Origin of the sequence: Pseudoroseicyclus sp. CXY001 (genome assembly GCF_041714655.1) — a bacterium.
In the GTDB taxonomy this organism is placed as follows: domain Bacteria; phylum Pseudomonadota; class Alphaproteobacteria; order Rhodobacterales; family Rhodobacteraceae; genus Pseudoroseicyclus_A.
Window position 1 is genome coordinate 3,230,129 of sequence record NZ_CP168219.1, and the last position, 21,975, is coordinate 3,252,103.

Genomic DNA, 21,975 nt, shown 5'->3' on the forward strand with positions numbered 1-21,975 from the left:
ATGCTCAAGACATTGTCGGGCCGGTTTCTCGTCCTGACAATCATCTTCGTGATGCTGGCGGAGGTGCTGATCTTCGTGCCCTCCGTCGCGCGGTTCCGTGAGGATTACCTGACCGAACGGCTGGCCCGCGCGCAGATCGCCTCGCTGGCCCTCCTGTCGGACGACATGGTGACGCCGGAGCTCGAAGCCGAGCTCCTCGAGAATGCCGACGTCTTCAACGTTGTCCTCCGCCGCGACGAGGTACGGCAGCTCGCGCTCTCCTCGCCGATCCCCCAGCCGATCTTCGCCACGTTCGACATGCGCAGTTCCAGCGCGCCGATGCTCATCATTGATGCGCTCGCCGTGCTCATCGACCCCGAGGACCGGATCATCCGCGTCATCGGCCATCCGGTGCAGGATGGCGGGCTGCTGATCGAGGTGACGATGGCCACGGGGCCGCTCCGGGCCGCGATGTACGAATACGGGCTGCGCGTGCTCGTCCTCTCCGCCGTGATCTCGATCCTGACGGCGGCGCTGCTGTTCCTTGCCGTCCGCGCCCTGCTCCTGCGGCCCATCGCCGGGGTGGTGCGGCATATGCAGAGCTATGCGGCCGCCCCGGAGGACGCCCGCTCGATCATCACCCCCGCCGCCCGGGTCACCGAGCTCCGCGAGGCGGAGGAGGCTTTGCGGACGATGCAGACCCAGCTCACCGGCGCGCTCCGCCAGAAGGAGCGGCTGGCCCAGCTCGGCGGCGCCGTGGCGCGGGTGAGCCACGATCTGCGGAACATCCTAACCTCCGCCCAGCTCTTCGCCGACCGGATCGAGGGCTCCGACGACCCGATGGTCAAGCGGCTGATCCCCAAGCTGCTCGGCTCGATCTCCCGCGCCATCTCGCTGGCCGAGAGCACGCTGGCCTTCGGCCGGGCGGAGGAACCGCCGCCGACGCTGGCGCGCGTGCAGATCGCCGGGCTAATCGGCGATGTCATCGATGCCGAGCGGCTGGCTGCGGGGGCGGACGACCTCTCGTTCGGAGAGGACGTGCCGGCCGGGCTGACGCTCCGCGCCGATTCCGAGCAGATCTACCGCGTGATCTCGAACCTCGTGCGCAATGCCCGCCAGGCGATCGTCGCCACCGGCAAGCCCGGCGAGATCTGCGTGCGCGCCTGGGAGGACGAGGATTCCTGGTGGATTTCGGTCACCGATACGGGGCCGGGCCTGCCGCCCAAGGCGCGCGAGCACCTGTTCCAGCCCTTCCAGGGCGCGGTGAAGAAGGGCGGCTCCGGGCTTGGCCTCGCCATCGCGGCCGAGCTGGTGCGCGGCCATGGCGGCCGGCTGGACCTGCGCCGGTCGGACGATCGGGGCACGGAATTCGCCATCTGCCTGCCGAAAGCGGAAGCGGTGCTGCAGGCGGCGGAATAGGGCGGGAGCTGGCTGGGAGGCCGGGGGCTTTGCCCCTTGCAATGCCCCTCCCGCCCCGTTACATGCCGGGCACCCCGCGCGCTGGTAGCTCAGTTGGATAGAGTACTTGACTACGAATCAAGGGGTCGGGGGTTCGAATCCTCCCCAGCGCGCCACTTCCTCCTTCGTCCAGACCCTGTCGTGCCGGCACCGCCGGTTCGCACCGATGCTCGGCCGGGCCGCTGATTGCGGCCTGTCGGCCCGGCGGCCGAGCTGGTGACTCGGCGCCGTCGGCGCGGGGCGAGGCGGTGGGCGGAGTCGCGACGCCGGGGCGAGGCAGGATGACGTTGAGGAGCCCGAGCCAACTGTGGCAATTTCGTCCAATTGATTTCGAATTGTAGACAAAAGGTGCTGCCTCGGACGGCTCGATAGCTAGGATCGCAGTGATCAGAGCTTGAGCGGCGGTAAGGGTATATTTACCTTTCGATGCCGTCGGCCCGTGCACGGGCTCGGCGTCGCCCGCTGGGAGTGGCGGGCAGAAGGACGAGTATCAAGTGAGCCGGTTCGCTGACAGCGACGGAGATGCGGCAGCGACGGGCCTGTTATCCCGCACCCGACCGCCCCAAACGCAGAAGTCCCTGTTTTTATTAAAATTATATTCGGCCGCTCCGAGCGCCCCGGCGGAGCTTCCCTTGCGGCATATCCGGGACCGTCCTGCCCGGCGCCGCGCGCCCGCGCGTGCCGGCGCCTGCCCTGCCCACCTCCGCCCTGGCCCCGATGCCCTCCTCGCCCCGGCCCCGCCACCCCGGTTGGCCCGCCCTTGCCGGCCCCTCCAACCGCCGGGAATCGGCGCTCCGCGCGGAGCGCCGCCCCGACCCCGCACGATGATCGATAAAATTTGTATCGTCTTGAAAATGCCCCGTTCCCGAGCCGTTTTGCCCCAAGTCTGCGGGCAATCTCTTGGCAACGGCCCAGAAAAAGGACCAGCGGCATGAGCACCCGCACGACACATTTCGGCCAGACCCATGAGCCCGCCGCGCGCGGCCTGACGCGCCTCCTGCGCGCCGCCCGGCAGCATCGCCGCGCCCTTGCGCTCGGCCTCGGCATCGTCGTCGCCGGTTGCGGCGCCGCGCCCACGGTCGGCAACTACAGCCTCGCGGTGCTCGAGAAGACCGCCCAGTTCCGCAACATCGCCATGAGCACCGCCTGGGTCGCCCCCGCCGGCCGCATCATCGCGCTCGACCGGAACCTCGGCAGCGAATTCGAACAGAAGATCGCGCTGACGAACAACACCACGCTGCCCGGCGACAACTTCATGTGGCTGCGCGCCCGGGTGCCGAGCGGCTATCCGGCCGGCAGCTTCCGGCTCGTCGACTTCCTCGGGCGCGTCGGCCAGGTGCCGACGCCCTTCACGCGGGTTAGCGACGAGAACCTGAACTACGGCGACGACACGCTCGGCCGCTACTTCTACCTGACGAACCAGGCCAGCGGCGACACCAACTGCGTGCTCGCCTTCCGCCGGATCGACAATGCCGGCCGGCTCCTGCCCCGCAACACCTCCATCCTCGAGGTCCTCATCCGCAACTGCGTCCGCGGTTCCGTGGAAGAGGCCCTCCGCCCCATCACCGATGCCCAGATCGGCGTTTCCGCCGTGGCGGGCATCGGCCCCGTGGAAGGCGGCAACCGGATGCTATCTCCGCTCGCCGCCCCCCTGTTGAACGAGTAAAGCAATGCTTGCAGCCCTGCAGTCTCCCCAAGGCACCGTCACCGCCGCCCCCTCCCGGGGGGAGCGGCCCAAACGGCGCTGGTTCAATCCGGACCTCTGGCTCTGGATCCTGCTGCTGCTGCCCATCGTGACCCTCGTCAGCGTGCCCACCTCCGTCGGCGGGCAGGCCTTCCTCTCCATCGTCGCCGTGATCCTCGTGGCGCTCTTGAAGCCCTTCGCGCGGATGCTGGTGCCGCGCTTCTTCCTGATGGCCACGGCCAGCGTCATCGTCATGCGCTACGCCCTGTGGCGGGTCGTCGAGACGATGCCGGAGCCGGGGCTGACCCTGTCGTTCATCGCCGCCTGCACGCTTCTGCTGGCGGAGGTCTACGGCTTCTGCATCTTCTTCCTCAGCTCCTTCATCACCTCCGACCCGACCCGCCGGCCCTTCCCCAAGACGGTGGCGCCGGAGCGCCTGCCGACGGTGAACGTGCTCGTGCCCTCCTACAACGAGCCGACGGACATGCTGCGCATCACGCTCTCGGCGTGCAAGAACATGATCTATCCGCATGACAAGCTGACGGTCGTGCTGTGCGACGACGGCGGCACCGACCAGCGCTGCAACGACAAGGACAAGACCAAGGCCATGGCCGCCCGGGCCCGGCGCGCCGAGCTGAAGCAGCTCTGCGAGGAGCTCGGCATCCGCTACTCGACCCGCGCCAAGAACGAGCACGCCAAAGCCGGCAACATGTCCGCCGCGCTGGCCAATCTCGACGGCGAGCTGGTCGTGGTCTTCGACGCCGACCACGTGCCGACCCGCGACTTCCTGGCGCGGACGGTCGGCTATTTCGTCGAGGATCCCAAGCTCTTCCTCTGCCAGACGCCGCACTTCTTCATCAACAAGGACCCGATCCAGCGGAACCTGCAGCTCTCCGAGAAATGCCCGCCGGAAAACGAGATGTTCTATTCCTACATCCACCGCGGTCTCGACCGCTGGGACGGCGCCTTCTTCTGCGGCTCGGCCGCGGTGCTCCGCCGCTCGGCGCTCGACTCGGTCGGCGGCTTCTCGGGCGAGACGATCACCGAAGACGCCGAGACGGCGCTCGACATCCATGCCACCGGCTGGCGCTCGATGTATCTGAACCGCGCCATGATCGCCGGCCTGCAGCCGGAGACCTTCTCGTCCTTCATCCAGCAGCGCGGCCGCTGGGCGACCGGGATGATGCAGATCCTCCTGCTCAAGAACCCGATGTTCCGCCGCGGCCTGACCATGGCGCAGCGCCTTTGCTACCTGAACTCCATGTCGATCTGGCTCTTCCCGATCATCCGGCTGATCTTCCTCTGCGCGCCGCTGGCCTATCTCTACTTCGGCGCCGAGATCCTGGTCGCCACCTTCGGCGAGGCCATGGCCTACATGCTCGGCTATGTCGCCGTCTCCTTCATGGTGCAGAACGCCATCTATTCGCGCTTTCGCTGGCCGCTGATTTCGGAGATCTACGAGATCGCGCAGACGCCCTATCTGGCCATGGCCATCGTCAAGACGGTCATCAAGCCCCGCGGCGCCAAGTTCAACGTGACCGCCAAGGACGAGACGCTGCAGAACGACTTCATCTCGCCCGCCCACTGGCCGCTGACGATCCTCTGGGGGCTCATGGCTTCCGGCGTCGTCGCGCTGGTGATGCGCTGGATCGCCTTCCCCGGCGACCGGTCGGTGCTGGCCGTCGTCGGCGGCTGGGCGGTGTTCAACTTCCTGCTCGTCTCCATCGCCTGGCGGGCCGTGGCCGAGCGCAAGCAGCGCCGCGCCGCGCCCCGCGTCACGATGGACGTGCCGGCCGAGGTCTGGCTCGCCGAGGCGCCCGAGCGGCGCATCGAGGCCCGCATCCTCGACGCCTCGACCTCGGGCATGCGCGTCATGGTCACCGAGCCGCTCGAGGACGGCACCGGCCCCAAGCGCCGCAACGGCATGGAATACATGATCCGCCCGATGTTCGAGGATGCCCCGCATCTGGAAGCCGACATCGCCATGACGGCGATCTGCCTGCACCAGCGCCCGGACGGGATGCAGGTGGGCTCGGTCATCAATGCCGACCAGCCGACGAAGGCCCAAGTCGCCGTGGCCCAGCTCATCTTCGGTGACAGCGAGAACTGGCGGCGCGTCCGCTACAGCAGCCAGGGCCGCATCGGCCTGATCCCGGGGCTCGGCTATGCCCTCTACCTCTTCCTCAACGGCTTCCCCAAGCTTCTCGGCGCGCTGATCCGCGAACCCATGCGCCGCCGCATGGCGCCCGAAGAGCGCGATCCCGCCAAGGAAGCGCATCTGCTCGCCTTCGGCGTCGACATCGAGGAACGCGAACGGATGCTGGCGCGGGCGAATGCCAATATCGCCAAGCTGCAGGAACAGGCAGCTTGAGCCACCGCTGGGTTCATATCCTGGCCCTGACCGCCGGCCTTCTCGGGGCCGGCGGTTTCGCGACCGCCCAGCAGCTCAGCGGCGAAGGGGTCATCGACCTCACGCCGATGCTGAACGCCATGCCCGGCCAGAGCGGGCAAGGCGATCAGACCGCCGATCCCGAACCTGCAGAGCCGCCGGCGGCGGACGCGGCACCCGACAGCGACCCCGCACCGCAGGAGAGCGAGGACGAGGATAGCGCCGAGGGCGCCCCCCGGAGCCCCGCCAGCCTGCCCGATTACGGCCGCGCCCCGGCGCCGGGCGCCGAGGCCCCGCCCGCGCCGGTGGACACCGTTGAGGCCGCGCCGATCCTCCTGCCCTTCACGACGCGCCCCTTCTCGCAGATCCTGCGGATCTCGGGCGAAGGCGGCAGCGCCCGGATGACGGTCGTGATCGACGATCCGGGCCAGGCCAGCGAGCTCAGGCTCGCCGTCCGCTCCTCCGTCAACCTTCTGCCCGAGCAGTCGAGCCTCACCATCCTCCTCAACGGGGTGGAGATCGCCGAGCGCGTGCCCGATGCCTTCGAGGGCTTCGAGGTCATGACCCTGCCGACCGATGCGCTGCAGCCCGGCGAGAACGAGCTGATCGTCCAGGCGACCCATACCCACCGGATCTTCTGCGGCCCCGAGGCCAGCTTCCAGATCTGGACGGAGATCGACCTCGGCCAGAGCGGCCTCATCGTGCCGCGCACCGCCTTTTCCGCCAGCCCGCAGGGCATCCGCGAGGCGCTGGCGGCGCAGATCGTCTCCGGCGGCGGGGTGACCGTCGAAAGCGCCGGCCCGGTGGCGCCCGAGCTTCTGTCCGAACTCGGCCAGCGGCTCCGCGCGCTGATCCCCGGCGCCGCGCCGACGATCACCGTGCGCTCGCCCTATTCCGCCGCCACCTCCGGTTCCCAGCCAGAGCTCGCCCGTATCGCGCTCATCGGTGGCGAGGCGCCGGTCGAGGAGCTGCGGCGCGGCGGCGACGGCGCGATGGTGCTCGTCCTCGGCGGGCCGTTCGAGCCCGGGCGGCTCGATGCCTGGCTGCCCCAGCCCGTGCCCGCAAGCGACCTGCCGCATATGACGCCGGGCGAGCCGCTCAGCATCGAGGGAATGGAGGCCGGCACCGTCGCCTTCGAAAGCCGCTACGCGCGGGCCGACATCCGCTTCACGCTGCCCGAGGACTGGCTGCTCAGCGCCTCGCAGAAGGCCGAGATCGACCTCAGCTACAGCTATGCCGAGGGCCTGCCCGAGGGCTCGCTGATGCTGGTGAAGGTCAATGACACGACCGTCCGGCTCCTGCCGCTCTTCGGCCAGGGCGGCGAGGCCCTGCCGCGGCTGCCGGTCGGCCTACCGGCGCGGCTGCTCCATGCCGGCGCCAACGAGCTGAGTTTCGAGGCCATCGTCCCCGGCGATCCGCCCGATCTGCCCTGCGCCCGGCTGAACGGGCCCTATGTGCAGATCGACAGCTCGACAGCGCTGAGCGTGCCGCCCTCGCCGGCGATGGATTACCCGACCATCACCGATGCGCTGCGCCATCTGACGCCTGAGGCGGTGCAGACGCCGCCGGGCATCGATGCGCGCGGCCTCTCCGGCCGCACCGTCGCGGCCGTGCAGGCCGGGTTCCAGCCACTCGAGGGCTCCGCCGGCGGCACGCTCACGATCACCGGGCTGGCCGAGATGGAACGGGCGACGCTGTCGCGCATCGGCGTGACGCGCGGGGTGGTGGAGCAGCTGCTGGCGCCGATCGGCACGGCGGCGCCCGCCGCAGCCGAGCCGGCCGCCGGCGCCGGGTCGCGGATCCGCCGCGCCTTCGACAGGATCGGCGCCTGGGTCATCGAATTCGCGATGCCGGGCGATCCGCCGCTCGAGACCTGGCTCGCCGAACGGCAGGGCGCCGCGCTTCTCTATCTCGACGACCCCGCAGACCCCTTGTCGATGACGCTGGTCCTCGCCCCGGGCATCACCCCGCGCGACATCGCGGCGGCCCTGTCGGATGCGCGCTTCGACCCCTACGGGCCGAGCGGCGCCGCGGCCGTGCTCACCGATGGCGGCGCCTGGGAAAGCTGGCGCGCCGCGACGCAGCCCCCGCGCCTGCAGGAACCCCTGTCGCTGGCCAACTTCCGGACCGTCGCGGGCAATTACGCATCATGGTCTCCGGCGCTTTTCGTGGCGATCCTTGCGGGGCTGGTGGTGATGTCGGTATTGCTTGGGCTGTCCTTTGTCGTGAGGACGAGAGGACGCAACAAGCGATGAGCCGGACTGCCGAATGAACCGCAGACATGCCCTTGGAGCGCTTGCCTGCGCCGTCACCCTGCCGCGCCTGACAACGCCCCTGCCCGCCGCTGCCCAATCGGCGGAGACCCAGCCGGCCAGCAGTGCCGCGCAGGCGCTGACCGAGGCCTGGGGCCTCTGGAAAGGCTCCTATCTCGCCGATGACGGCCGCGTCGTCGACGAGCTGCAGGAGGGCGCCAGCCATTCGGAAAGCCAGAGCTACGGGCTGCTCCTCGCCGCCACCCTGCGCGACGAGGCCGCCTTCGACCTGATCGACAGCTGGACCCTGCGCAACCTCGGCATCCGCGACGACCGGCTTCTCGCCTGGCGCTGGCTGCCGGATGTGATGCCGCACGTGCCCGATCTCAACAACGCCAGCGACGGCGATCTCTTCTATGCCTGGGCGCTGATCCGCGGCGCCGAGGCCTTCGACCGTCCGCAGCTCAAGGAGCGGGCCGCCGCCATGGCCCGCGATCTCGCCGCGAGCTGCGTGCTGGAATCAGACGGCGCCGCGCGCCGGCTCGTCTTCGTTCCCGCCGCCGACGGCTTCGCGCGCGAGAGCGGCAACGTGATCAACCCCTCCTACTACATGCCCCGCGCCATGGAGGATATCGCCGAGGCCACCGGCATCTCGGCCTTCGCCGCGGCCGCCCGCGACGGCATGTCGATCATGAGCGAGCTTTCCGTCCAAGGGCTGATGCCCGACTGGATCACCCTCGGGCCGGAAGGCTTCTTCCCCGATCCCGAGCTGCCCGACCGCAACGGCTACGACGCCATGCGCGTGCCGCTCTTCCTCATCTGGTCGGGCCTCGGCAACCACCCGGCCGTCCGCCGCCAGGCCGAGGCGCTCGGCATGGCCGCCGCCGCGCAGGTGCCGACCCCGGTCGTGATGAACCGCATGACCTATGCCGTGCAGGAAACCAGCGAGAACCCGGGCTATGCCGCGCTCGGCGGGCTCGTCTCCTGCGTGGCATCGGGGCTGAACGGCGCTGCCATGCCCCGCTTCGCAGCCGACCAACCCTATTACCCGGCGACGCTGCACATGTTTGCAATGATCGCCCAGATCGAGGCCTCACCGTCATGCGTCCCCATCTGATCCTCCGCGCCGCTCTCACGGCCCTCGCCCTCACCGCCAGCCCGCTGGCCCTCGTGCCCGCGGCTCTCGCGCAGGAGGCGGCAGCCAGCCCGAGTTCGGAAGATCTTCGGGCGCTGCGCTACTACATCCAGAACAACGAGACCGCCGCGATCTCCGCCGAGATCCGCCGGCTGCAGATCGACTTCCCCGGCTGGACGCCGCCGTCGGATCTGCAATCGCTGCTCGTCACCGGCCCCTCGACGGAGGTCGACCAGATCTATGCCCGCATCGCCGCGGGCGATACCGAAGCCGCCCGCCGGCTCATCACCACGACGCAGGCCGCCTTCCCGAACTGGACGCCGCCCGCCGACATGATGACGCTGCTCAGCCTCGCCGAGGCGCAGGCCAATTTCGACCAGGCGGTGACGCAGCAGAACCTCTCGCGGGCGCTCGAGCTCGCGATCGACAATCCGCAGCTCCTGTCCTGCAACCGGATCAACAACACCTGGGAGCTGGCCGCCCTGCAGGCGCGCGGCGGCAACAATGCCGCGGCGCTCGCCGCCTACCGGCAGATCGTCCAGGCCTGTTCCGGCAGCCAGGAGATCGTGGCGACCATCGAAAAGGCGGATGCCGTCGCCTCCGTCGCCGAGCTCCGCCAGCTCATCGCCACCGCGCAGACCCGCCTGCCGGCGCTGTCCGGTACGCTCACGGCGCTCGAAAGCCGGCTCCTTGCCGGGCGCGGCGTCGCCGGCGGCGGCAGCGACAGTGCCGCGGCCGAGCCCGAGCCCGCAGCGGCGGAGGAAGCGCCGCGCCCGGAGCGCCCCGCCGCCGCGCCGCAGCCGGCGAGCCAGCCGCGCCCGGTGGTGGCGCCGCCCGTGGCCCTTCCCACGGCGCCCTCCAGCTCCTCGGCCCTGCCCTCGACCCTCGCCAGCAGCCCCTATGCGAGCCTGCCGCCCCGCGGCGACGGGCGGCTCGGCGCCGTCCGCGCCGCTGCGCAGGCGGAGAACTACCGGCAGTGCATCTTCGATTCGACGAACCCGCGCTCGCTCGAGGTCGCCTATGAGCGCGCCTGGTGCGCCTACAACATCGACCGGCCGATGGAGGCGCTGGCCCTCTTCACCGCCTCGGCGGACGGACGGCTCGGCGGCCTCGTGCAGCGCGACGCGCGCTACGGCATGGCGCTGTCGATGCTCGAGCTCGACATGACCGACGCCGCCTCGATGATCGCCGCCCGCACGGATTTCGACGCCGCGCAGCGCCGGACGATCGAGACGATCATCCTCGATCAGCGCGGTGTGCGCGCCTATGACCAGGGCAAGTATCGCGACGCGATCATATTCTTCGACGAGCTGGAGCGGGTGCAGGGCCAGCTCCGCCGGGATCTGGAGATCCTGCGCGGCTATGCCATGCTCAATTCCGGCGACCAGCGCGGCGCGCTGCAGGTCTTTAGCCGCCTGAATGCCGAACTCTCGACGGACGAGACCCGCCAGGCGCTCGCCGCCGCGCGGAACTAGGCGGGGCCGGGACGCGGCCCCCGGGGCTTGGCGGGGGCTTGGCGGAGCGCCGCCCCACGCCTACATTGAGGGTTCCACCTGAGCCAACTCTGGAGGACCCCACCATGAGCAAGCTTGATCTCGATCACAGCCGCGCCACCAGCGGCGCGCGCACCCGCGCCTATCTGCGCATCGACCGGGCGGAGGCCGCCGAAGGCAGCCATCCGGCCACCAAGGCCGCGCATCGCGGCCGCGGGGCGGCGGGCGGCCGGCTGAAGCCCTTCACCCGCATCGAACGCGGGCAGAAGGCGTAGGAGCCTGAGGCACCGGGGCGCCCGGTGCCTCCCCTTCGCCGCCGGGCCTGCGACGATGGAAGAGCCTCCGGAAAAGCGCAGGCAGCGGCTCGGCATGGGTCTCGTAGAAGCTTTGCTCGGCCGCGATGCGGGCCTTGCGGCCTTCCGGCGCGGTCTCGGCAGCGGATTTGGCGGGGGGAAGTACGAACATCAGGCTTCTCCTTTCTCTTTCACAAGTGATAATATTTCCCACGATTGGCCGCTGATAACTGGCCGAGATCGAAGAGGGTCTTTCACCCATGAAAGAGCTCATCGCCTGGGATGACCTCAGGATCTTCCACCACGTGGCCGAGGGCGGCGGGCTTTCCGCAGCGGCGCGCCGTCTCGGCATCTCCGTTCCCACCGCCGGGCGGCGGATGCTGGCGCTGGAGGAGGCGACGGGGCTCAAGCTCTTCGAGCGCTCCCGCGCCGGCTACCGGCTGACCCGCGAGGGCAGCCTCTTCGCCGCCAAGGTGAAGGCGATGGAGACCGCCGCCCGCCCTCTCGAGGAATGGCTCGAGAGCCGGGGGCGCACGCCCGTCGTCCGCGTTTCGGCCGGGACCTCGACGGCGGGTTTTCTCGCCGAGCAGTTTCCGGCGCTCTGGCGGCCGGGCGATCCGTTCCGCATCGCCTTCGTGACCACCGAGGCGCGGCTCGACATCGCGCACAGGGACATCGACATCGGCATCCGCAACCGCCCGGCGGAGGAAGGCAACCTCGCCTCCCGCCGCCTTCAGACCCTGCGCTTCGCCCCCTATCGCAGCCGCGCCCTGCCGAAGGACGAGCCGCTCGACTGGGTGGCCATCGGCCATGCCGATGCCCGCCACCCGGCGGCGCATTGGGTGCTGGCGCAGCCCGACCTGCAGATCACCGCCTGGGCCAATTCCGTGCCGACGCAGCGGGCGCTCGTCCGCGCCGGGGCCGGCATCGGTGTCTTTCCCTGCATGGACGGTGACCGCGACCCCGCCCTCACCCGCGCCGGGCCGCTGATCGAGGAGCTGACCGAGGTGCAATATCTCGTCGCCCATGACGACGACCGCCACCGGCCCGAGGTGCGCGAGGTGATCGAACGCATCGCCGCGCTCTGCGCCGCGCAGGCGCCGCTCCTCGCCGGCGAGCGGCCGCAGCCCTGACCGGGCGCGTGCCCACCGCCCCGTTCAAGACAATTCGAGCCTTTAAATTGCAGGGTTCTTTGGCCTGCCGCGGCGCCTCCCTGCCGCGAAATCGCCGGATTTCGGCGGCCTTCTGGCCCCTCACAACGGCAGGATACCCATGCGCCATCTGAAGGCCCCGCTCATCTGGCTTCTTCGCCTGATCGTCGCCGGGCTCGTTCTCGAGCTTGTCACACCGCATCTGGCGGCCACCGGCAGCGAGCAGATCCTGCGCGCCGGCATGGCGGTGGCGGCGCTGGCGATCCTCGGGGCTCTGCATTTCGTCCCCGACCCTCCGGGGGAGGCGCCCGCGGCGCCGGTCACGGCCTCCCGACCGGCCCGCGTCAGCGCCTCCCCGACGGCAGTGCGCCCTGTGCGCCCGGGGATGCCGGAGCTGCCCGATGCGGCCTACCTCGCCCGGGAAGAGCCGCGCCACGCCCAGAAACCGGCCCGCTACCAGTTCCAGGATGCGCTCGACGCGCGGCTGCGGGCGCAGGAGCAGGCGGAGGTCTCCGCCCACCGCGGCCGGCGCAGCGCGGCGATGGGCTACCTCGTGCTCGCCATCATCCTCGGTGGCCTGCTCTGCGACCCGGCGAGCGGCCGCATCTCGCTCGAGGCCGGGCTGATCGCCAACCTCTCCCGCGCCGGCGCGGGGCTGGCCGAGGTGGCCGGGGCGATCTTCTCGGCCGACTGGCCGGCGGCGATCGCCTGGGCGGAGGGCGAGATCCTGGCGCTGGCGGGCGGCGACCTGCGCGCGCTCTGGCAGCTCGTTCCCTTCGCCTCGCTCGCGGTGCTCCTGCCGAGCCTGGCGCTGACCTTCCTCGCCGGCACCGGCCGGCCGCGGAAGCGCCAGACCTCCGCCTTCGGCGAACCGCTCGCCTGGCGCTGACGCGATGGAGAGCGGCCCCCAGCAGACCTTCGCCTTCCAGGAGCGGCTCGCCGAGCGGCTGGCGGCCCGGGAGGCGGCTCAGGAGGCGGCGCAAGCGGCCCCGAAACTCGGGCGCGGCAATGGCGGCGGGCGGGCGATCCTCCTCCTCGGGCTCGTCGCCGCTGCCCTTGCGCTGTTCTATCTCTACGGGGGCGCGCTGCTCCCCGCGCCGTCGGCCCCTGACCTGACGGTGGAGGCCCCGGCCGCCGAGCTCCCCCCGGCGCCGGCCCCTGCGGAGCCCGAAGCCGCGGCAACGGATTTGCAAACGGCGCTCCACGTCTGGGTCGAGCGCCACCTCGGCCCGCTCGCCGAGGCGCTGGAGCCCGAGCAGCTTCTCATCGTCGCCGGCACGGCGCTGCTCTTCGTGGTGATCTTCGCGCTTCTGATGCTGAAGCTGGTGATGCGGCTGATCTTCGGCCGCAGTCACCGCTCGGTGCGCGACATGGGCTACAACTAGAAGTCCACTTTCACGCCCGGCAGCTTGAGCGCCTTCAGGGTTTCCCTGAGTTCCGCCCGCGCCGCGATGCCGGACAGCGACAGCCCCCGCACCCCCGCGTCCCGCAGATCAAGGAGCGTCAGCCCGCGCGGGAAGAGCTCGCGGAAGATCACGCGCTCGCCGAAGCCGGGGCCGACTCGGAAGCCGATGCGCTTCGCCAGCCGCTCCACCGCGCTCTCGATCTTCGCCTTGTTGATCATGTGCTGCGCCCCGATCCGGTTGCGCATGACGACCCAGTCGAGCGGCTTCATCCCGGCGCTCGCCCGGCTCTGCCGCGCCGCCCAGACCATCTCGGAATAGACGGAAGGCCCGAGGATCTCCTCCCCGTCCGGGTCCATCCGCGCCAGCATGTCGAAATCGACGAAGCTGTCGTTGAGCGGCGTCACCAGCGTATCCGCCAGCGCATGGGCCATCTGGCTGATGCGGCTATGCGCGCCGGGGCAGTCGATCACCGTGAAGGCGCAGCGGCCGTCGAGCCCGTCGATGGCCTCGGCGAAGCGGCGGTCGATGGCATGTTCGCCCGCGGCGACCTGATCCGCGCCGATCTTCGGCAGCTCCGCCACCTCCGGCATGGCGAGGGAAAGCCCCTCGCGGGCGATGGTGGCGCGGCGGTTTTCCAAATAGCGGGCCAGCGAGCGCTGGCGGAGATCGAGGTCGATCACGCCGGTCGCATGGCCCATCCGGGCGAGGGCCGTAGCGATATGCATGGCGGTGGTGGACTTGCCCGCCCCGCCCTTCTCGTTTCCCACGACGATGAGATGCGCCATCTTCCGCCCCTTCGACCGGCCGCCCGAACCCGGTGCATAGCGGCGCCCGGGAGCGAGGAAAAGCGGCCCGCCACAGGCGCGCCGGGCCGGTTGGCGGCGCGCAACACATGGCCCGGAAAAGATGTCATCCGACATATCTCTTGCCCGGCGATCACGGAGCCGTTACCAGCACCGGAGCCACCTCTGGAGGGAGAATACCCATGCTGTCCATCGACAGGGCCGGCAGCCTCGCCGCGTTGCTTTGTGCCGCGACCTATGTCTTCGGCTTTGCCTATCTGCTCGCCGTGCTCATGCCCGGCGGCTTCGATCCGGCCGGCACCGATGCGGTGGAGACGCTCGCCTCCCTCACCGCCGCGGCTGGCGGCGTGCGGCTCTGGTACTTCGTTATCTACATCGTCAACGCACTCGCCCTGGCGGTGCTCGCCACGGCCATCGCCGAGCGGATCACCCGGGCCTCGCCGGGGTTCGGGCGGCTGACCTTCGCCTTCGGGATCGTCTGGACGACGCTGATCCTCGGCGCCGGCATGGTGATGAGCGTCGGGCTCGCCCGCGTGCTGCCGATGGCCGAGGCGGGCGACCCCGCGGCGCTCCTCCTCTGGCAGGTGGTGGAGCTCGTCGAGAACGGGCTCGGCGGCGGCAACGAGCTGGCCGGCGGCGCTTGGGCGCTCGCCATCGGCTTTGCCACGATCCGCACGGGGGCGCTGCCCCGCCTCTTCGGCTGGGTGAGCGTGGTGATCGGCCTCGCCGGCTTCTCCACCCTGATCGCGCCGATCGCCGAGATCGGCGGCTCGATCTTCGGGCTCGGCTATATCCTCTGGTTCGTCTGGGTCGGCGTGGCGCTCCTGCGCCGCTGACCGCAGGACGGCGGCCCGGCGCTAGCTCAGGGAGGGGGGCGCCGGGCAGGCCATCGCCGGATGCGTGCAGGCGCCGAAGGGCTCCTCCGTCGTCCGCCAGCAATAGATGCCGGTCGGCAGCAGCTCGAGCACCCAGGTGACGGGCTGGCCGTCGGCGCCGAGCCGGCTCTCGCCCTCGAGCTTCAGCGTCAGGCTGGTCTCGCCCTCGCCGACGATCTCGTAGCCGCCCGAGCGGCGCCGCTGCCCCTCGTAATCCGTGATCTCGCTATCCCAGGTGACTACGAGCCGCCGGCCGCCGTCTTCAAGCGAGAAGCGGTGCGGGTTGAGGCAGGAGGCGTCGCTTGCCAGATCGTGCCCCCAGGCATTGGCCGTCAGCACGTCGAGCACATCCGCCCTCGCGGCGCCGGCCAGCCCGGCCAGCCCGAAAAGCAGAAGGCCCGCGGCGAGACGCGCGCGGGCCTTCCTCGTCGACATGCGCCGGGGCCTCAGAAGCCGAGACCGGCGTACTTGTTCTTGAACTTCGACACGCGACCGCCGGTGTCGAGCAGGCGGGTGGAGCCGCCCGTCCAGGCCGGGTGCGAATTGGGGTCGATGTCGAGCGACATGGTGTCGCCTTCCTTGCCCCAGGTCGTCTTCATCTGGATCATCGTGCCGTCGGTCATCTTGACGTCGATGAGGTGGTATTCGGGGTGGATGCCGTCTTTCATCGCGTCTCTCCTCAGGCCGAAGCGTCGTCGGACTTGGGCTTGTAGTTCTGCACCTCGGCGATCCGGGCGGATTTGCCGCGACGGTCGCGCAGGTAGTAGAGCTTGGCGCGGCGGACACGGCCGCGGCGCACCACCTCGATGGATTCGATGTTGGTCGAATAGAGGGGGAAGACCCGCTCCACGCCCTCACCGAAGGAAATCTTGCGGACGGTGAACGAGCCGGCGATGCCCTGGCCGTTCTTCCGGCTGATGCAGACGCCTTCGTAGTTCTGCACGCGGCTGCGCGTGCCTTCCGTCACCTTGTAGCCGACGCGGATGGTGTCGCCCGCCTTGAAGTCGGGAATGGTCTTCCCGAGTTCGGCGATCTGTTCCGCCTCGAGTTGTGCGATCAGGTCCATGCCTGTCACTCCTCTTGCCGCGGGTTGGCCCGCGTGATGGGGACGTCCGAGAGCTCCTGGTCTTCGCCCGGGTCCGCGCCGATTGCGCGCCCGCCGGAGGATCGGATGTCTTCATTCGGTTGCCGCTGCGCGGGGCTCGTCCGGCCGAAGACGCCGCACCCCATTGCAAACGGGTCCGCCGGCCGATTCCGGCCGCGGACGGCGCCGTATAGGCCGGCTGTGCCCGCCGATCAAGCCCCGTGGGTGCCGGGGCGGAGCGTCATGGGTGCCGGAGCGGCAGGGGATCCGCCGGGCGGGCGGGCGATTGCCGAAGGCGAGGCCGCCGCGGCCGGCCTCAGCTCGCGTTCTGCCGTTCGATGTAGACCCGCAGCTCTTCCGCCTCGTGGCGGGCATCGCGGAGCCCGTCCATGGCGGCGCGCAGCTCCGCCTCGGTCTGGGCGAGCTGGGCGCCGATCTCGGCCTCGCGCTGCTGCATGTAGGTGATCGCCTGATCGCGCGTCTCTTCGGCGTCGTGCAGGGCCTGGGCCATGCGGTCGAGCTCGGAGATATCGGCCTTGGTGACGCGCGTGAAGCGATTGACGAGCCAGGAGGCGAACCAGCCGAGGCAGAAGGCCACGAAGAGAATGACCGCCGTGGCGATGATGAATTCGGTCCTGTTCACGCGGCGGCCCCCTGTCGTCTCCCCTCGGCCTTACTCGTCCGTGCCCGGCGCTTCCAGCCCTTCGGGCCTCGGGCGCGGGCGTTTTTCCGGCGCTGTTTCCATGGCGTTGACGAAATCGGCACCCTCGTCGGTCGCCACTTCCTCCGCCGGCTCTTCCGCCTCGCCTTCGGGCGCGGCGACGTCCTCGCCCGCACCGGCCGCTGGCTCGCCCTCTTCGGCGCCCTCTGCCGAGGCCGGCACCGGCTCTTCCGAGCCGTCGGGCGGGGGCGGGGGCCCTTCGGGGGCCATCAGGCGGAACTCGATCCGCCGGTTGGCCTCGCGGCCCTCCTCGGTCTCGTTGTCGGCGATCGGGTCGAGCTCGCCGTAGCCCAGCGCATCGAAGGCGCTGACCGGCACGCGGCGGGCGCGCAGCGCCGACAGCACCGCCTCGGCGCGGTCCTGGCTGAGGCGGAGGTTCATCTCTTCCCGGCCCTGGCTGTCGGTATAGCCGGCGATCTCGAGCGGCAGGTCGGGGCAGGCGCGCAGGATCTCGGCGATCTGGTCGACGACCGGCCCCGTCTCCGCCGTCAGGTTGGCCGAGCCGGGCTCGAAGAGGATCTTCGCCGCCGCCGTCACGGTGCGGATGTGTTCGACGCATTCCTCCGGGCTCGGCAGGGCGGCAATCGGGTCGAGCGCCTCGTCGTATTCGACGGCGACGTCGATCTCCGCCGCGGGCCCGAGCTTGTCGATGAGAAGCCGCGTGATCGCCGCTTCGCCATCCTCGCGGCCGGTCTTGCCGCGCACCGAGATGCGATCGGGCTCCACCACGACAACGCCGCTGCCGAGCTCGGCCAGCGCCTCGATCCCGGCCAGCACCCGGTTGGACCAGCCGGGGGGCAGACCCTCGGCCACCCGCGTGCCCATCGTCACCTGGCCGCCGAGGAAGCGGGCGCGGGCGAAATCGCGGGCGATGTCGTTCATCAGGTCGCTCTCCACCCGGCCGCGGAGCTGCACGGCGCCTTCGGGGCTGAGCGTGCCGGTGAACTGCACGGGGCCGGTCAGCCCCTGCACCTCTTCCGGCAATTCGGCGGTGAGCGAGAAGACGTCCGGCAGGGCGTTTTCCAGCTCGCCGACCACATTGTCGAACGTCGTCTGCGCGAGGCCCGGCAGGGCGACGAGCGAGACATCCGCGTCGGAGAAGGTGATCGCCCCGCCGCCGAGCTCGCCGAGCGCGACGATGCCGCGGGCGACCGCCTCGCCCCAGTCACGGCTGGGCGTGCCGAGCCCGAGCGTGCAGTCGAACTCGCCCTCCGCCCCCGCGGCGCGGGCGGCGGCGAAGATGCGGGCGCGCGCGGCCTCGGTATCGGCGGCGCAGGTCTCGAAGCCCGTCCCCTCCTCGTCCATCACGAAGCGCACGGCGAAGGGCGTGATAACCGGCCGGGGCGCCGAGATCTTCACGTCGACCCTCAGCCCCTCCGGCAGGTTGCGGCGGAGCTCCGCTTCCAGCTCGGCCTTCTCTTCCGCACTGTCGGAGATCGCGGTGACCTGCACCTCGCCGGCAGAGACGGAGATCTTCGAGCGCTCCAGCAATTGCAGGGCGCGCGAGGCATAGGTGAGCGCGGCGCGCCAGCCGTCGGGCACCGGGTAATCGGCGACGTCAAGCAGGTCCGCCACCTCCGCCCCGCCCGAGGCCCGGCGGATCTGGGCGAGGAAGGCCTCGCGATCCGTCGCCGCCGGAATGAGGCCGATCAGCGAGACGCCGCTCTCGCCCTGCAGGATCTCGATGGCGAATTCCGGCGGGGTCATCCCCTCGCCGGCCACGACCTGCATGCTGTCGATGACGCGGCTGGCATCAACGATGCTGCCGGCGACGCTCTTGGCGCGGAAGCGCGCCGCCTCGCTCGGCGCCTGCCCCTCGATGATCACCTGCAGCCCGTCGCCGATGACGCTGGCCCAGTCGTAGCCCTCGTCATGCAGCTCGGCCTCCACCGCCTCGACGGAGTTCTCCTCGACCGCCTTGGCCGCCAGCTGGGCGGCGCCGAGCGAGATGAGGGCGGCGACCAGAAACGCGATGAGCGGAAGGAGCTGTCTAGAAAGGCGCATGAATCCCCGGCACTTGACCCTGCGGACCCTGATAGGCGGCCAAGGGCGGCCGATCAATCAGAGCAGGCAGGCGATGGCAAAAAACGGCAGGGGCAGCAAGCCGGCATCCCGGTTCGAGCGGAAGAGGCGAAGGCATATCGCCGCGTCATCGGCGTCAAACCGCCCAAGCTGCCAGGCCATATGCCAGCCGATGGCCCAGGGCCCGCCCAGCGCCACCACCAGCGCCAGCACGGATCTGTCGCCGCCGGCGAGGATCACGGCCAGCCCCATCAGCAGCACGGAAGCGACGAGAAAGCCCCGCAGCCAGTGGCGCGAGCGGCTGCCGAAGAGCCGCGCCGTGCTCTTCACGCCGATGAGCGCGTCGTCCTCCGCGTCCTGATGGGCGTAGATCGTGTCGTAGAACAGCGTCCAGGCGATGCCGGCGGCGTAGAGCGCGAGGGGCGCGAGGCCGAGCCGCCCGGCATGGGCGGCATAAAGGAGCAGGGCGCCCCAGTTGAACGCGAGGCCGAGAAACACCTGCGGCCACCAGGTGAAGCGCTTGGCGAAAGGGTAGATGGCGACCGGGATCAGCGAGATGGCCCCGAGAAGGATGGCGATCGGCGGGAAGGTCAGGAGGACCCCGAGCGCGACAAGCGCCTGCACTGCCATCCAGATGAGCGCGCCCCGCACGGTGACCTGCCCGGAGGGAATCGGCCGCGAGCGGGTGCGCGCGACGGAGCCGTCGATATGCCGGTCGGTGATGTCGTTCCAGGTGCAGCCGGCGCCGCGCATGAGGAAGGCGCCGATGGCCGCGCCGAGGGCGAGCCAGAGGTCGCCGGCGCGGATCTCGCCGGTGGCGAAGATCGCGAGCACGAGCCCCCACAGACAGGGGATGAGCAGCAGCCAGGTCCCCGCCGGGCGGTCGGCGCGCGACAGGCGCAGCCAGGGCCGCGACCAGGCCGGTGCCCAGAGGTCGACCCAGTTGCCGGTGCTGTCGGCCACCCGGCCGGCCACCGATTCGGCGCCGCTCGCCGGGGCCGCCCCCTCGGTCCGCTGGCTCTCCCCCTCTGGCATCGCGCCCCCTTTTGCCGCATCTAGGCGCCATGGCACAGCGCGTCCGGCTTTATGTAGACCAGCCCCTCGCCGCGGGGCAATCGCTCGATCTGACCGCCGATCAGGCGCATTACCTCTTCGGGGTGATGCGGCTCGGCGAGGGGCTCCAGCTCGGCGTCTTCAACGGCCGCGACGGCGGCGAGTGGGAGGCGGTCATCGCCGAGACCGGCAAGCGCAAGGGCCGGCTCAACGTGCTCTTCGAGGCGGCGGCGCCGCTGGTGCGGCCGGACCTCTGGCTGCTCTTCGCGCCCCTCAAGAAGGCGCGGACGGACATGCTGATCGAGAAGGCGACCGAGCTCGGGGTGGCCCGGCTGCAGCCGGTCGCCACCGACTACACCAATGCCGAGCGCATCCGCGAAGACCGGCTCGCCGCCATCGCCCGCGAGGCGGCCGAGCAATCGGGGGCGACCGATGTGCCGGAGGTGGCCGGGCTCGCCAGGCTCGGGGCGGTGCTCGACGGCTGGGACGAGAGGCGCACGCTCTGGTTCTGCGACGAGACGACGGCGGAGGAGCCCTCCGTTCCCACCCCCTCCCCCGGGCCGGCGGCGATCCTGATCGGGCCGGAGGGCGGCTTCTCGCCGGAGGAGCGCGCCCGGCTCCGCGCCCTGCCCTTCTGCCGCCCCGTTTCGCTCGGCCGGCGGATCCTGCGCGCCGAGACGGCGGCCATCGCGGCGCTGACACTCTGGCTCGCCGGGCGCGACTTCCCGTGATCCCCGCGGTGGAGGCCGACCGGCCGGAGATCGAGGCCTTTCTCGACGCCCGCCTGCCCCGCGCCATGTTCCCCCGCGCCAACCTCGCCCATTACGGCATGGTGTCGCCCGGCGGCGCCGGCGGCCACCGCCTAGCCATGCGCTTCTGGCTCCAGCGCGAGGGCGGCGCGGTCACCGACGTGCTCGGCGCGACGGCGGAGGGCTTTCTCCTTCCCGCCTGTCCGACCGGGCCCTGGGCCGCGGCGGCCGGGGCGCTGACCGGCGAGAGCGTCGGCGCCCTCATCGGCCCGGCGGAGGAGGTGGCCCCCCTCCGCGCCGCGCTCGGGCTGGGGCAGGCGCCGGGCGAGCTCGACGAGGTGCAGCCGCATTTCCTTCTCGACCTCGCGGCGCTGGAGGTGCCGGGCGGCCCCGGCAGGCTGGTGCCCTTCGCCGATGCGCCCGAGGCTCTGGTGACCGGCTGGCTCCGTGACTATTTCACCGAGACGCTGGGCACGCCGCTCGACCTCGCGGTGGTCGAGGCGGGCCGCGCCTTCCGCCAGGCGGCGGAGGCGGGGAGCCATGCGGTGCTGATGGAGGGGGACGAGGCGCTGGCGATGACGGGACAGAATGCGCGGCTGCCGTCCATCGTGCAGATCGGCGGCGTCTACACGCCGCCGGCGCTGCGCGGCCGCCACCATGCCCGCCGGGCGGTGGCACTGCATCTCGCCGAGGCGCAGGCGCGCGGCGTGACCCGGGCGACGCTCTTCGCCGCGGGCCCGCCGGCGATCCGCGCCTATGAGGCGCTCGGCTTCCGGCGCATCGGCGACTGGGCGCTCTGCCGCTTCGCCGCGCCGCAAAGGGTCAGGCCTGACGGGGCGGCGCATGGCTGAGCTCTTCCGCCCCGAAGCGCGGGCCGCGCTGGCGCGCTGGCGCGAGCTGATCGCCGGGCTGGCGCTCACCGCGCTGGCCGCGCTCTGGGCCTGGCAGAGCTGGGGGCTCCTGCGCTGGGTCGCCGTGGCGCTGGCGCTCGCCGGGCTCGCCATCGCGCTCACGGGCTTCCAGCGCGGCCGCTTCCGCAACCCCGGCGGCGGGCTCGGGGTCGTCGAGCTCGACGAGGGCCGACTGAGCTGGCTCGGGCCGCGCGGCGGCGGCGCCGTGGCGATGGGCGAGCTGGCAAGCCTCGACTACCACCCGGCGGAGGGGCTGGCGCCGGAGCACTGGCGCCTTCGCGACAAGACCGGCGCCGAGCTGACGATCCCCGCAGGGGCCGCCGGCATCGAGCGGCTCTTCGACGCCTGCGCGGCGCTACCCGGCCTCTCTCCGGCGCGGCTCGCCTCGGCCCAGCGTCGCGGCCTGCCCGTGCGGCTCTGGCCCGAGCCGGCGGCTCTGCCGCGGCGGCTGCACTAGGCTCCATTGACAAGCGCCCGCCCCCCCGCCACCTAGTCCGGACGGCACAGGCGAGAAGCG

General features: G+C 71.0%; 21 protein-coding genes and 1 tRNA gene. 15 read left to right on the forward strand and 7 right to left on the reverse strand.

Annotated features, from left to right (window positions below):
- From ACAZ03_RS15775 to ACAZ03_RS15825, 11 genes are all read left to right on the forward strand, one after another.
- The gene (locus tag ACAZ03_RS15775; RefSeq protein ID WP_373355069.1) at window positions 1-1,398 is read left to right on the forward strand and encodes a sensor histidine kinase; all 1,398 of its coding nucleotides are present in this window, start codon (window positions 1-3) and stop codon (window positions 1,396-1,398) included.
- Between the two features lie 78 nt (window positions 1,399-1,476).
- Window positions 1,477-1,553, forward strand: a tRNA-Arg gene (locus ACAZ03_RS15780).
- A gap of 815 nt (window positions 1,554-2,368) precedes the next feature.
- A complete protein-coding gene (locus ACAZ03_RS15785) occupies window positions 2,369-3,103 on the forward strand; it encodes a hypothetical protein (RefSeq protein WP_373355070.1) in 735 nt (244 codons plus the stop codon).
- A gap of 4 nt (window positions 3,104-3,107) precedes the next feature.
- The gene (bcsA, locus tag ACAZ03_RS15790) at window positions 3,108-5,492 is read left to right on the forward strand and encodes a UDP-forming cellulose synthase catalytic subunit (protein ID WP_373355071.1); all 2,385 of its coding nucleotides are present in this window, start codon (window positions 3,108-3,110) and stop codon (window positions 5,490-5,492) included.
- Window positions 5,489-7,765, forward strand: coding sequence for a cellulose biosynthesis cyclic di-GMP-binding regulatory protein BcsB (locus ACAZ03_RS15795; protein WP_373355072.1), 2,277 nt, complete (start codon window positions 5,489-5,491; stop codon window positions 7,763-7,765). Before bcsA ends, ACAZ03_RS15795 begins: the two co-directional genes overlap by 4 nt.
- A 13-nt stretch (window positions 7,766-7,778) precedes the next feature.
- Window positions 7,779-8,879 carry a glycosyl hydrolase family 8 gene (locus tag ACAZ03_RS15800; protein ID WP_373355073.1) on the forward strand — a complete coding sequence of 367 codons (1,101 nt, stop codon included), beginning with the start codon at window positions 7,779-7,781 and terminating at the stop codon, window positions 8,877-8,879.
- Window positions 8,864-10,372, forward strand: a complete 1,509-nt coding sequence (locus ACAZ03_RS15805; RefSeq protein ID WP_373355074.1) for a hypothetical protein — start codon at window positions 8,864-8,866, stop codon at window positions 10,370-10,372. Before ACAZ03_RS15800 ends, ACAZ03_RS15805 begins: the two co-directional genes overlap by 16 nt.
- A 104-nt stretch (window positions 10,373-10,476) precedes the next feature.
- Window positions 10,477-10,665 carry a hypothetical protein gene (locus ACAZ03_RS15810; protein WP_373355075.1) on the forward strand — a complete coding sequence of 63 codons (189 nt, stop codon included), beginning with the start codon at window positions 10,477-10,479 and terminating at the stop codon, window positions 10,663-10,665.
- Window positions 10,666-10,943: 278 nt separating this feature from the next.
- Complete coding sequence (locus ACAZ03_RS15815; RefSeq protein ID WP_373355076.1) at window positions 10,944-11,816, forward strand: LysR family transcriptional regulator; 873 nt, start codon at window positions 10,944-10,946, stop codon at window positions 11,814-11,816.
- A 139-nt stretch (window positions 11,817-11,955) separates the two neighbouring features.
- A complete protein-coding gene (locus tag ACAZ03_RS15820; RefSeq protein WP_373355077.1) occupies window positions 11,956-12,723 on the forward strand; it encodes a hypothetical protein in 768 nt (255 codons plus the stop codon).
- A gap of 4 nt (window positions 12,724-12,727) precedes the next feature.
- Window positions 12,728-13,219 carry a hypothetical protein gene (locus ACAZ03_RS15825; RefSeq protein ID WP_373355078.1) on the forward strand — a complete coding sequence of 164 codons (492 nt, stop codon included), beginning with the start codon at window positions 12,728-12,730 and terminating at the stop codon, window positions 13,217-13,219.
- Here ACAZ03_RS15825 and ACAZ03_RS15830 read toward each other — a convergent pair.
- The gene (locus tag ACAZ03_RS15830; protein ID WP_373355079.1) at window positions 13,216-14,025 is read right to left on the reverse strand and encodes a division plane positioning ATPase MipZ; all 810 of its coding nucleotides are present in this window, start codon (window positions 14,023-14,025) and stop codon (window positions 13,216-13,218) included. The genes ACAZ03_RS15825 and ACAZ03_RS15830 overlap by 4 nt on opposite strands.
- 200 nt (window positions 14,026-14,225) lie before the next feature.
- Between ACAZ03_RS15830 and ACAZ03_RS15835 the strand changes: the two genes are divergently transcribed.
- Entirely contained in the window at window positions 14,226-14,879 is a 654-nt protein-coding gene (locus ACAZ03_RS15835; protein WP_373355080.1) for a hypothetical protein, read from the forward strand.
- 21 nt (window positions 14,880-14,900) lie between these two features.
- Here the strand turns inward: ACAZ03_RS15835 and ACAZ03_RS15840 are convergent, their stop codons facing one another.
- The 6 genes from ACAZ03_RS15840 to ubiA all read right to left on the reverse strand — a co-directional run bounded on the left by ACAZ03_RS15840 (window position 14,901) and on the right by ubiA (window position 19,780).
- Window positions 14,901-15,353, reverse strand: coding sequence for a hypothetical protein (locus tag ACAZ03_RS15840; RefSeq protein ID WP_373355081.1), 453 nt, complete (start codon window positions 15,351-15,353; stop codon window positions 14,901-14,903).
- 11 nt (window positions 15,354-15,364) lie between these two features.
- Entirely contained in the window at window positions 15,365-15,586 is a 222-nt protein-coding gene (gene rpmE, locus ACAZ03_RS15845; RefSeq protein ID WP_373355082.1) for a 50S ribosomal protein L31, read from the reverse strand.
- An 11-nt stretch (window positions 15,587-15,597) separates the two neighbouring features.
- Window positions 15,598-15,984, reverse strand: a complete 387-nt coding sequence (gene rplS / locus ACAZ03_RS15850; RefSeq protein WP_373355083.1) for a 50S ribosomal protein L19 — start codon at window positions 15,982-15,984, stop codon at window positions 15,598-15,600.
- A gap of 334 nt (window positions 15,985-16,318) precedes the next feature.
- Complete coding sequence (locus tag ACAZ03_RS15855) at window positions 16,319-16,645, reverse strand: hypothetical protein (RefSeq protein WP_373355084.1); 327 nt, start codon at window positions 16,643-16,645, stop codon at window positions 16,319-16,321.
- 30 nt (window positions 16,646-16,675) lie between these two features.
- Window positions 16,676-18,727 carry an OmpA family protein gene (locus ACAZ03_RS15860; protein ID WP_373355085.1) on the reverse strand — a complete coding sequence of 684 codons (2,052 nt, stop codon included), beginning with the start codon at window positions 18,725-18,727 and terminating at the stop codon, window positions 16,676-16,678.
- 57 nt (window positions 18,728-18,784) lie between these two features.
- Entirely contained in the window at window positions 18,785-19,780 is a 996-nt protein-coding gene (gene ubiA / locus ACAZ03_RS15865; protein WP_373355086.1) for a 4-hydroxybenzoate octaprenyltransferase, read from the reverse strand.
- 29 nt (window positions 19,781-19,809) lie between these two features.
- On the opposite strand from ubiA, the gene ACAZ03_RS15870 reads away from it, so the two are divergent.
- Genes ACAZ03_RS15870 through ACAZ03_RS15880 form a run of 3 tightly spaced genes read left to right on the forward strand, consistent with a single transcriptional unit; the run spans window position 19,810 to window position 21,915 of the window.
- Window positions 19,810-20,529 carry a 16S rRNA (uracil(1498)-N(3))-methyltransferase gene (locus ACAZ03_RS15870; protein ID WP_373355087.1) on the forward strand — a complete coding sequence of 240 codons (720 nt, stop codon included), beginning with the start codon at window positions 19,810-19,812 and terminating at the stop codon, window positions 20,527-20,529.
- On the forward strand, window positions 20,526-21,398 hold the full coding sequence (locus ACAZ03_RS15875) for a GNAT family N-acetyltransferase (protein ID WP_373355088.1): 873 nt from the start codon (window positions 20,526-20,528) through the stop codon (window positions 21,396-21,398). Before ACAZ03_RS15870 ends, ACAZ03_RS15875 begins: the two co-directional genes overlap by 4 nt.
- Window positions 21,391-21,915 (forward strand): hypothetical protein, encoded by a 525-nt coding sequence (locus tag ACAZ03_RS15880; RefSeq protein ID WP_373355089.1) that lies wholly within the window; start codon window positions 21,391-21,393, stop codon window positions 21,913-21,915. The genes ACAZ03_RS15875 and ACAZ03_RS15880 overlap by 8 nt, the downstream gene beginning before the upstream one ends.
- The last annotated feature ends 60 nt before the right edge of the window (window positions 21,916-21,975 follow it).

Coding starts and splice junctions, on each gene's coding strand:
- ACAZ03_RS15775 (WP_373355069.1), top strand. CDS start 1: ATGCTCAAGACATTGTCGGGCCGGTTTCTCGTCCTGACAATCATCTTC.
- ACAZ03_RS15785 (WP_373355070.1), top strand. CDS start 2,369: ATGAGCACCCGCACGACACATTTCGGCCAGACCCATGAGCCCGCCGCG.
- bcsA (WP_373355071.1), top strand. CDS start 3,108: ATGCTTGCAGCCCTGCAGTCTCCCCAAGGCACCGTCACCGCCGCCCCC.
- ACAZ03_RS15800 (WP_373355073.1), top strand. CDS start 7,779: ATGAACCGCAGACATGCCCTTGGAGCGCTTGCCTGCGCCGTCACCCTG.
- ACAZ03_RS15805 (WP_373355074.1), top strand. CDS start 8,864: ATGCGTCCCCATCTGATCCTCCGCGCCGCTCTCACGGCCCTCGCCCTC.
- ACAZ03_RS15810 (WP_373355075.1), top strand. CDS start 10,477: ATGAGCAAGCTTGATCTCGATCACAGCCGCGCCACCAGCGGCGCGCGC.
- ACAZ03_RS15815 (WP_373355076.1), top strand. CDS start 10,944: ATGAAAGAGCTCATCGCCTGGGATGACCTCAGGATCTTCCACCACGTG.
- ACAZ03_RS15820 (WP_373355077.1), top strand. CDS start 11,956: ATGCGCCATCTGAAGGCCCCGCTCATCTGGCTTCTTCGCCTGATCGTC.
- ACAZ03_RS15825 (WP_373355078.1), top strand. CDS start 12,728: ATGGAGAGCGGCCCCCAGCAGACCTTCGCCTTCCAGGAGCGGCTCGCC.
- ACAZ03_RS15830 (WP_373355079.1), bottom strand. CDS start 14,025: ATGGCGCATCTCATCGTCGTGGGAAACGAGAAGGGCGGGGCGGGCAAG.
- ACAZ03_RS15835 (WP_373355080.1), top strand. CDS start 14,226: ATGCTGTCCATCGACAGGGCCGGCAGCCTCGCCGCGTTGCTTTGTGCC.
- ACAZ03_RS15840 (WP_373355081.1), bottom strand. CDS start 15,353: ATGTCGACGAGGAAGGCCCGCGCGCGTCTCGCCGCGGGCCTTCTGCTT.
- rpmE (WP_373355082.1), bottom strand. CDS start 15,586: ATGAAAGACGGCATCCACCCCGAATACCACCTCATCGACGTCAAGATG.
- rplS (WP_373355083.1), bottom strand. CDS start 15,984: ATGGACCTGATCGCACAACTCGAGGCGGAACAGATCGCCGAACTCGGG.
- ACAZ03_RS15860 (WP_373355085.1), bottom strand. CDS start 18,727: ATGCGCCTTTCTAGACAGCTCCTTCCGCTCATCGCGTTTCTGGTCGCC.
- ubiA (WP_373355086.1), bottom strand. CDS start 19,780: ATGCCAGAGGGGGAGAGCCAGCGGACCGAGGGGGCGGCCCCGGCGAGC.
- ACAZ03_RS15870 (WP_373355087.1), top strand. CDS start 19,810: ATGGCACAGCGCGTCCGGCTTTATGTAGACCAGCCCCTCGCCGCGGGG.
- ACAZ03_RS15880 (WP_373355089.1), top strand. CDS start 21,391: ATGGCTGAGCTCTTCCGCCCCGAAGCGCGGGCCGCGCTGGCGCGCTGG.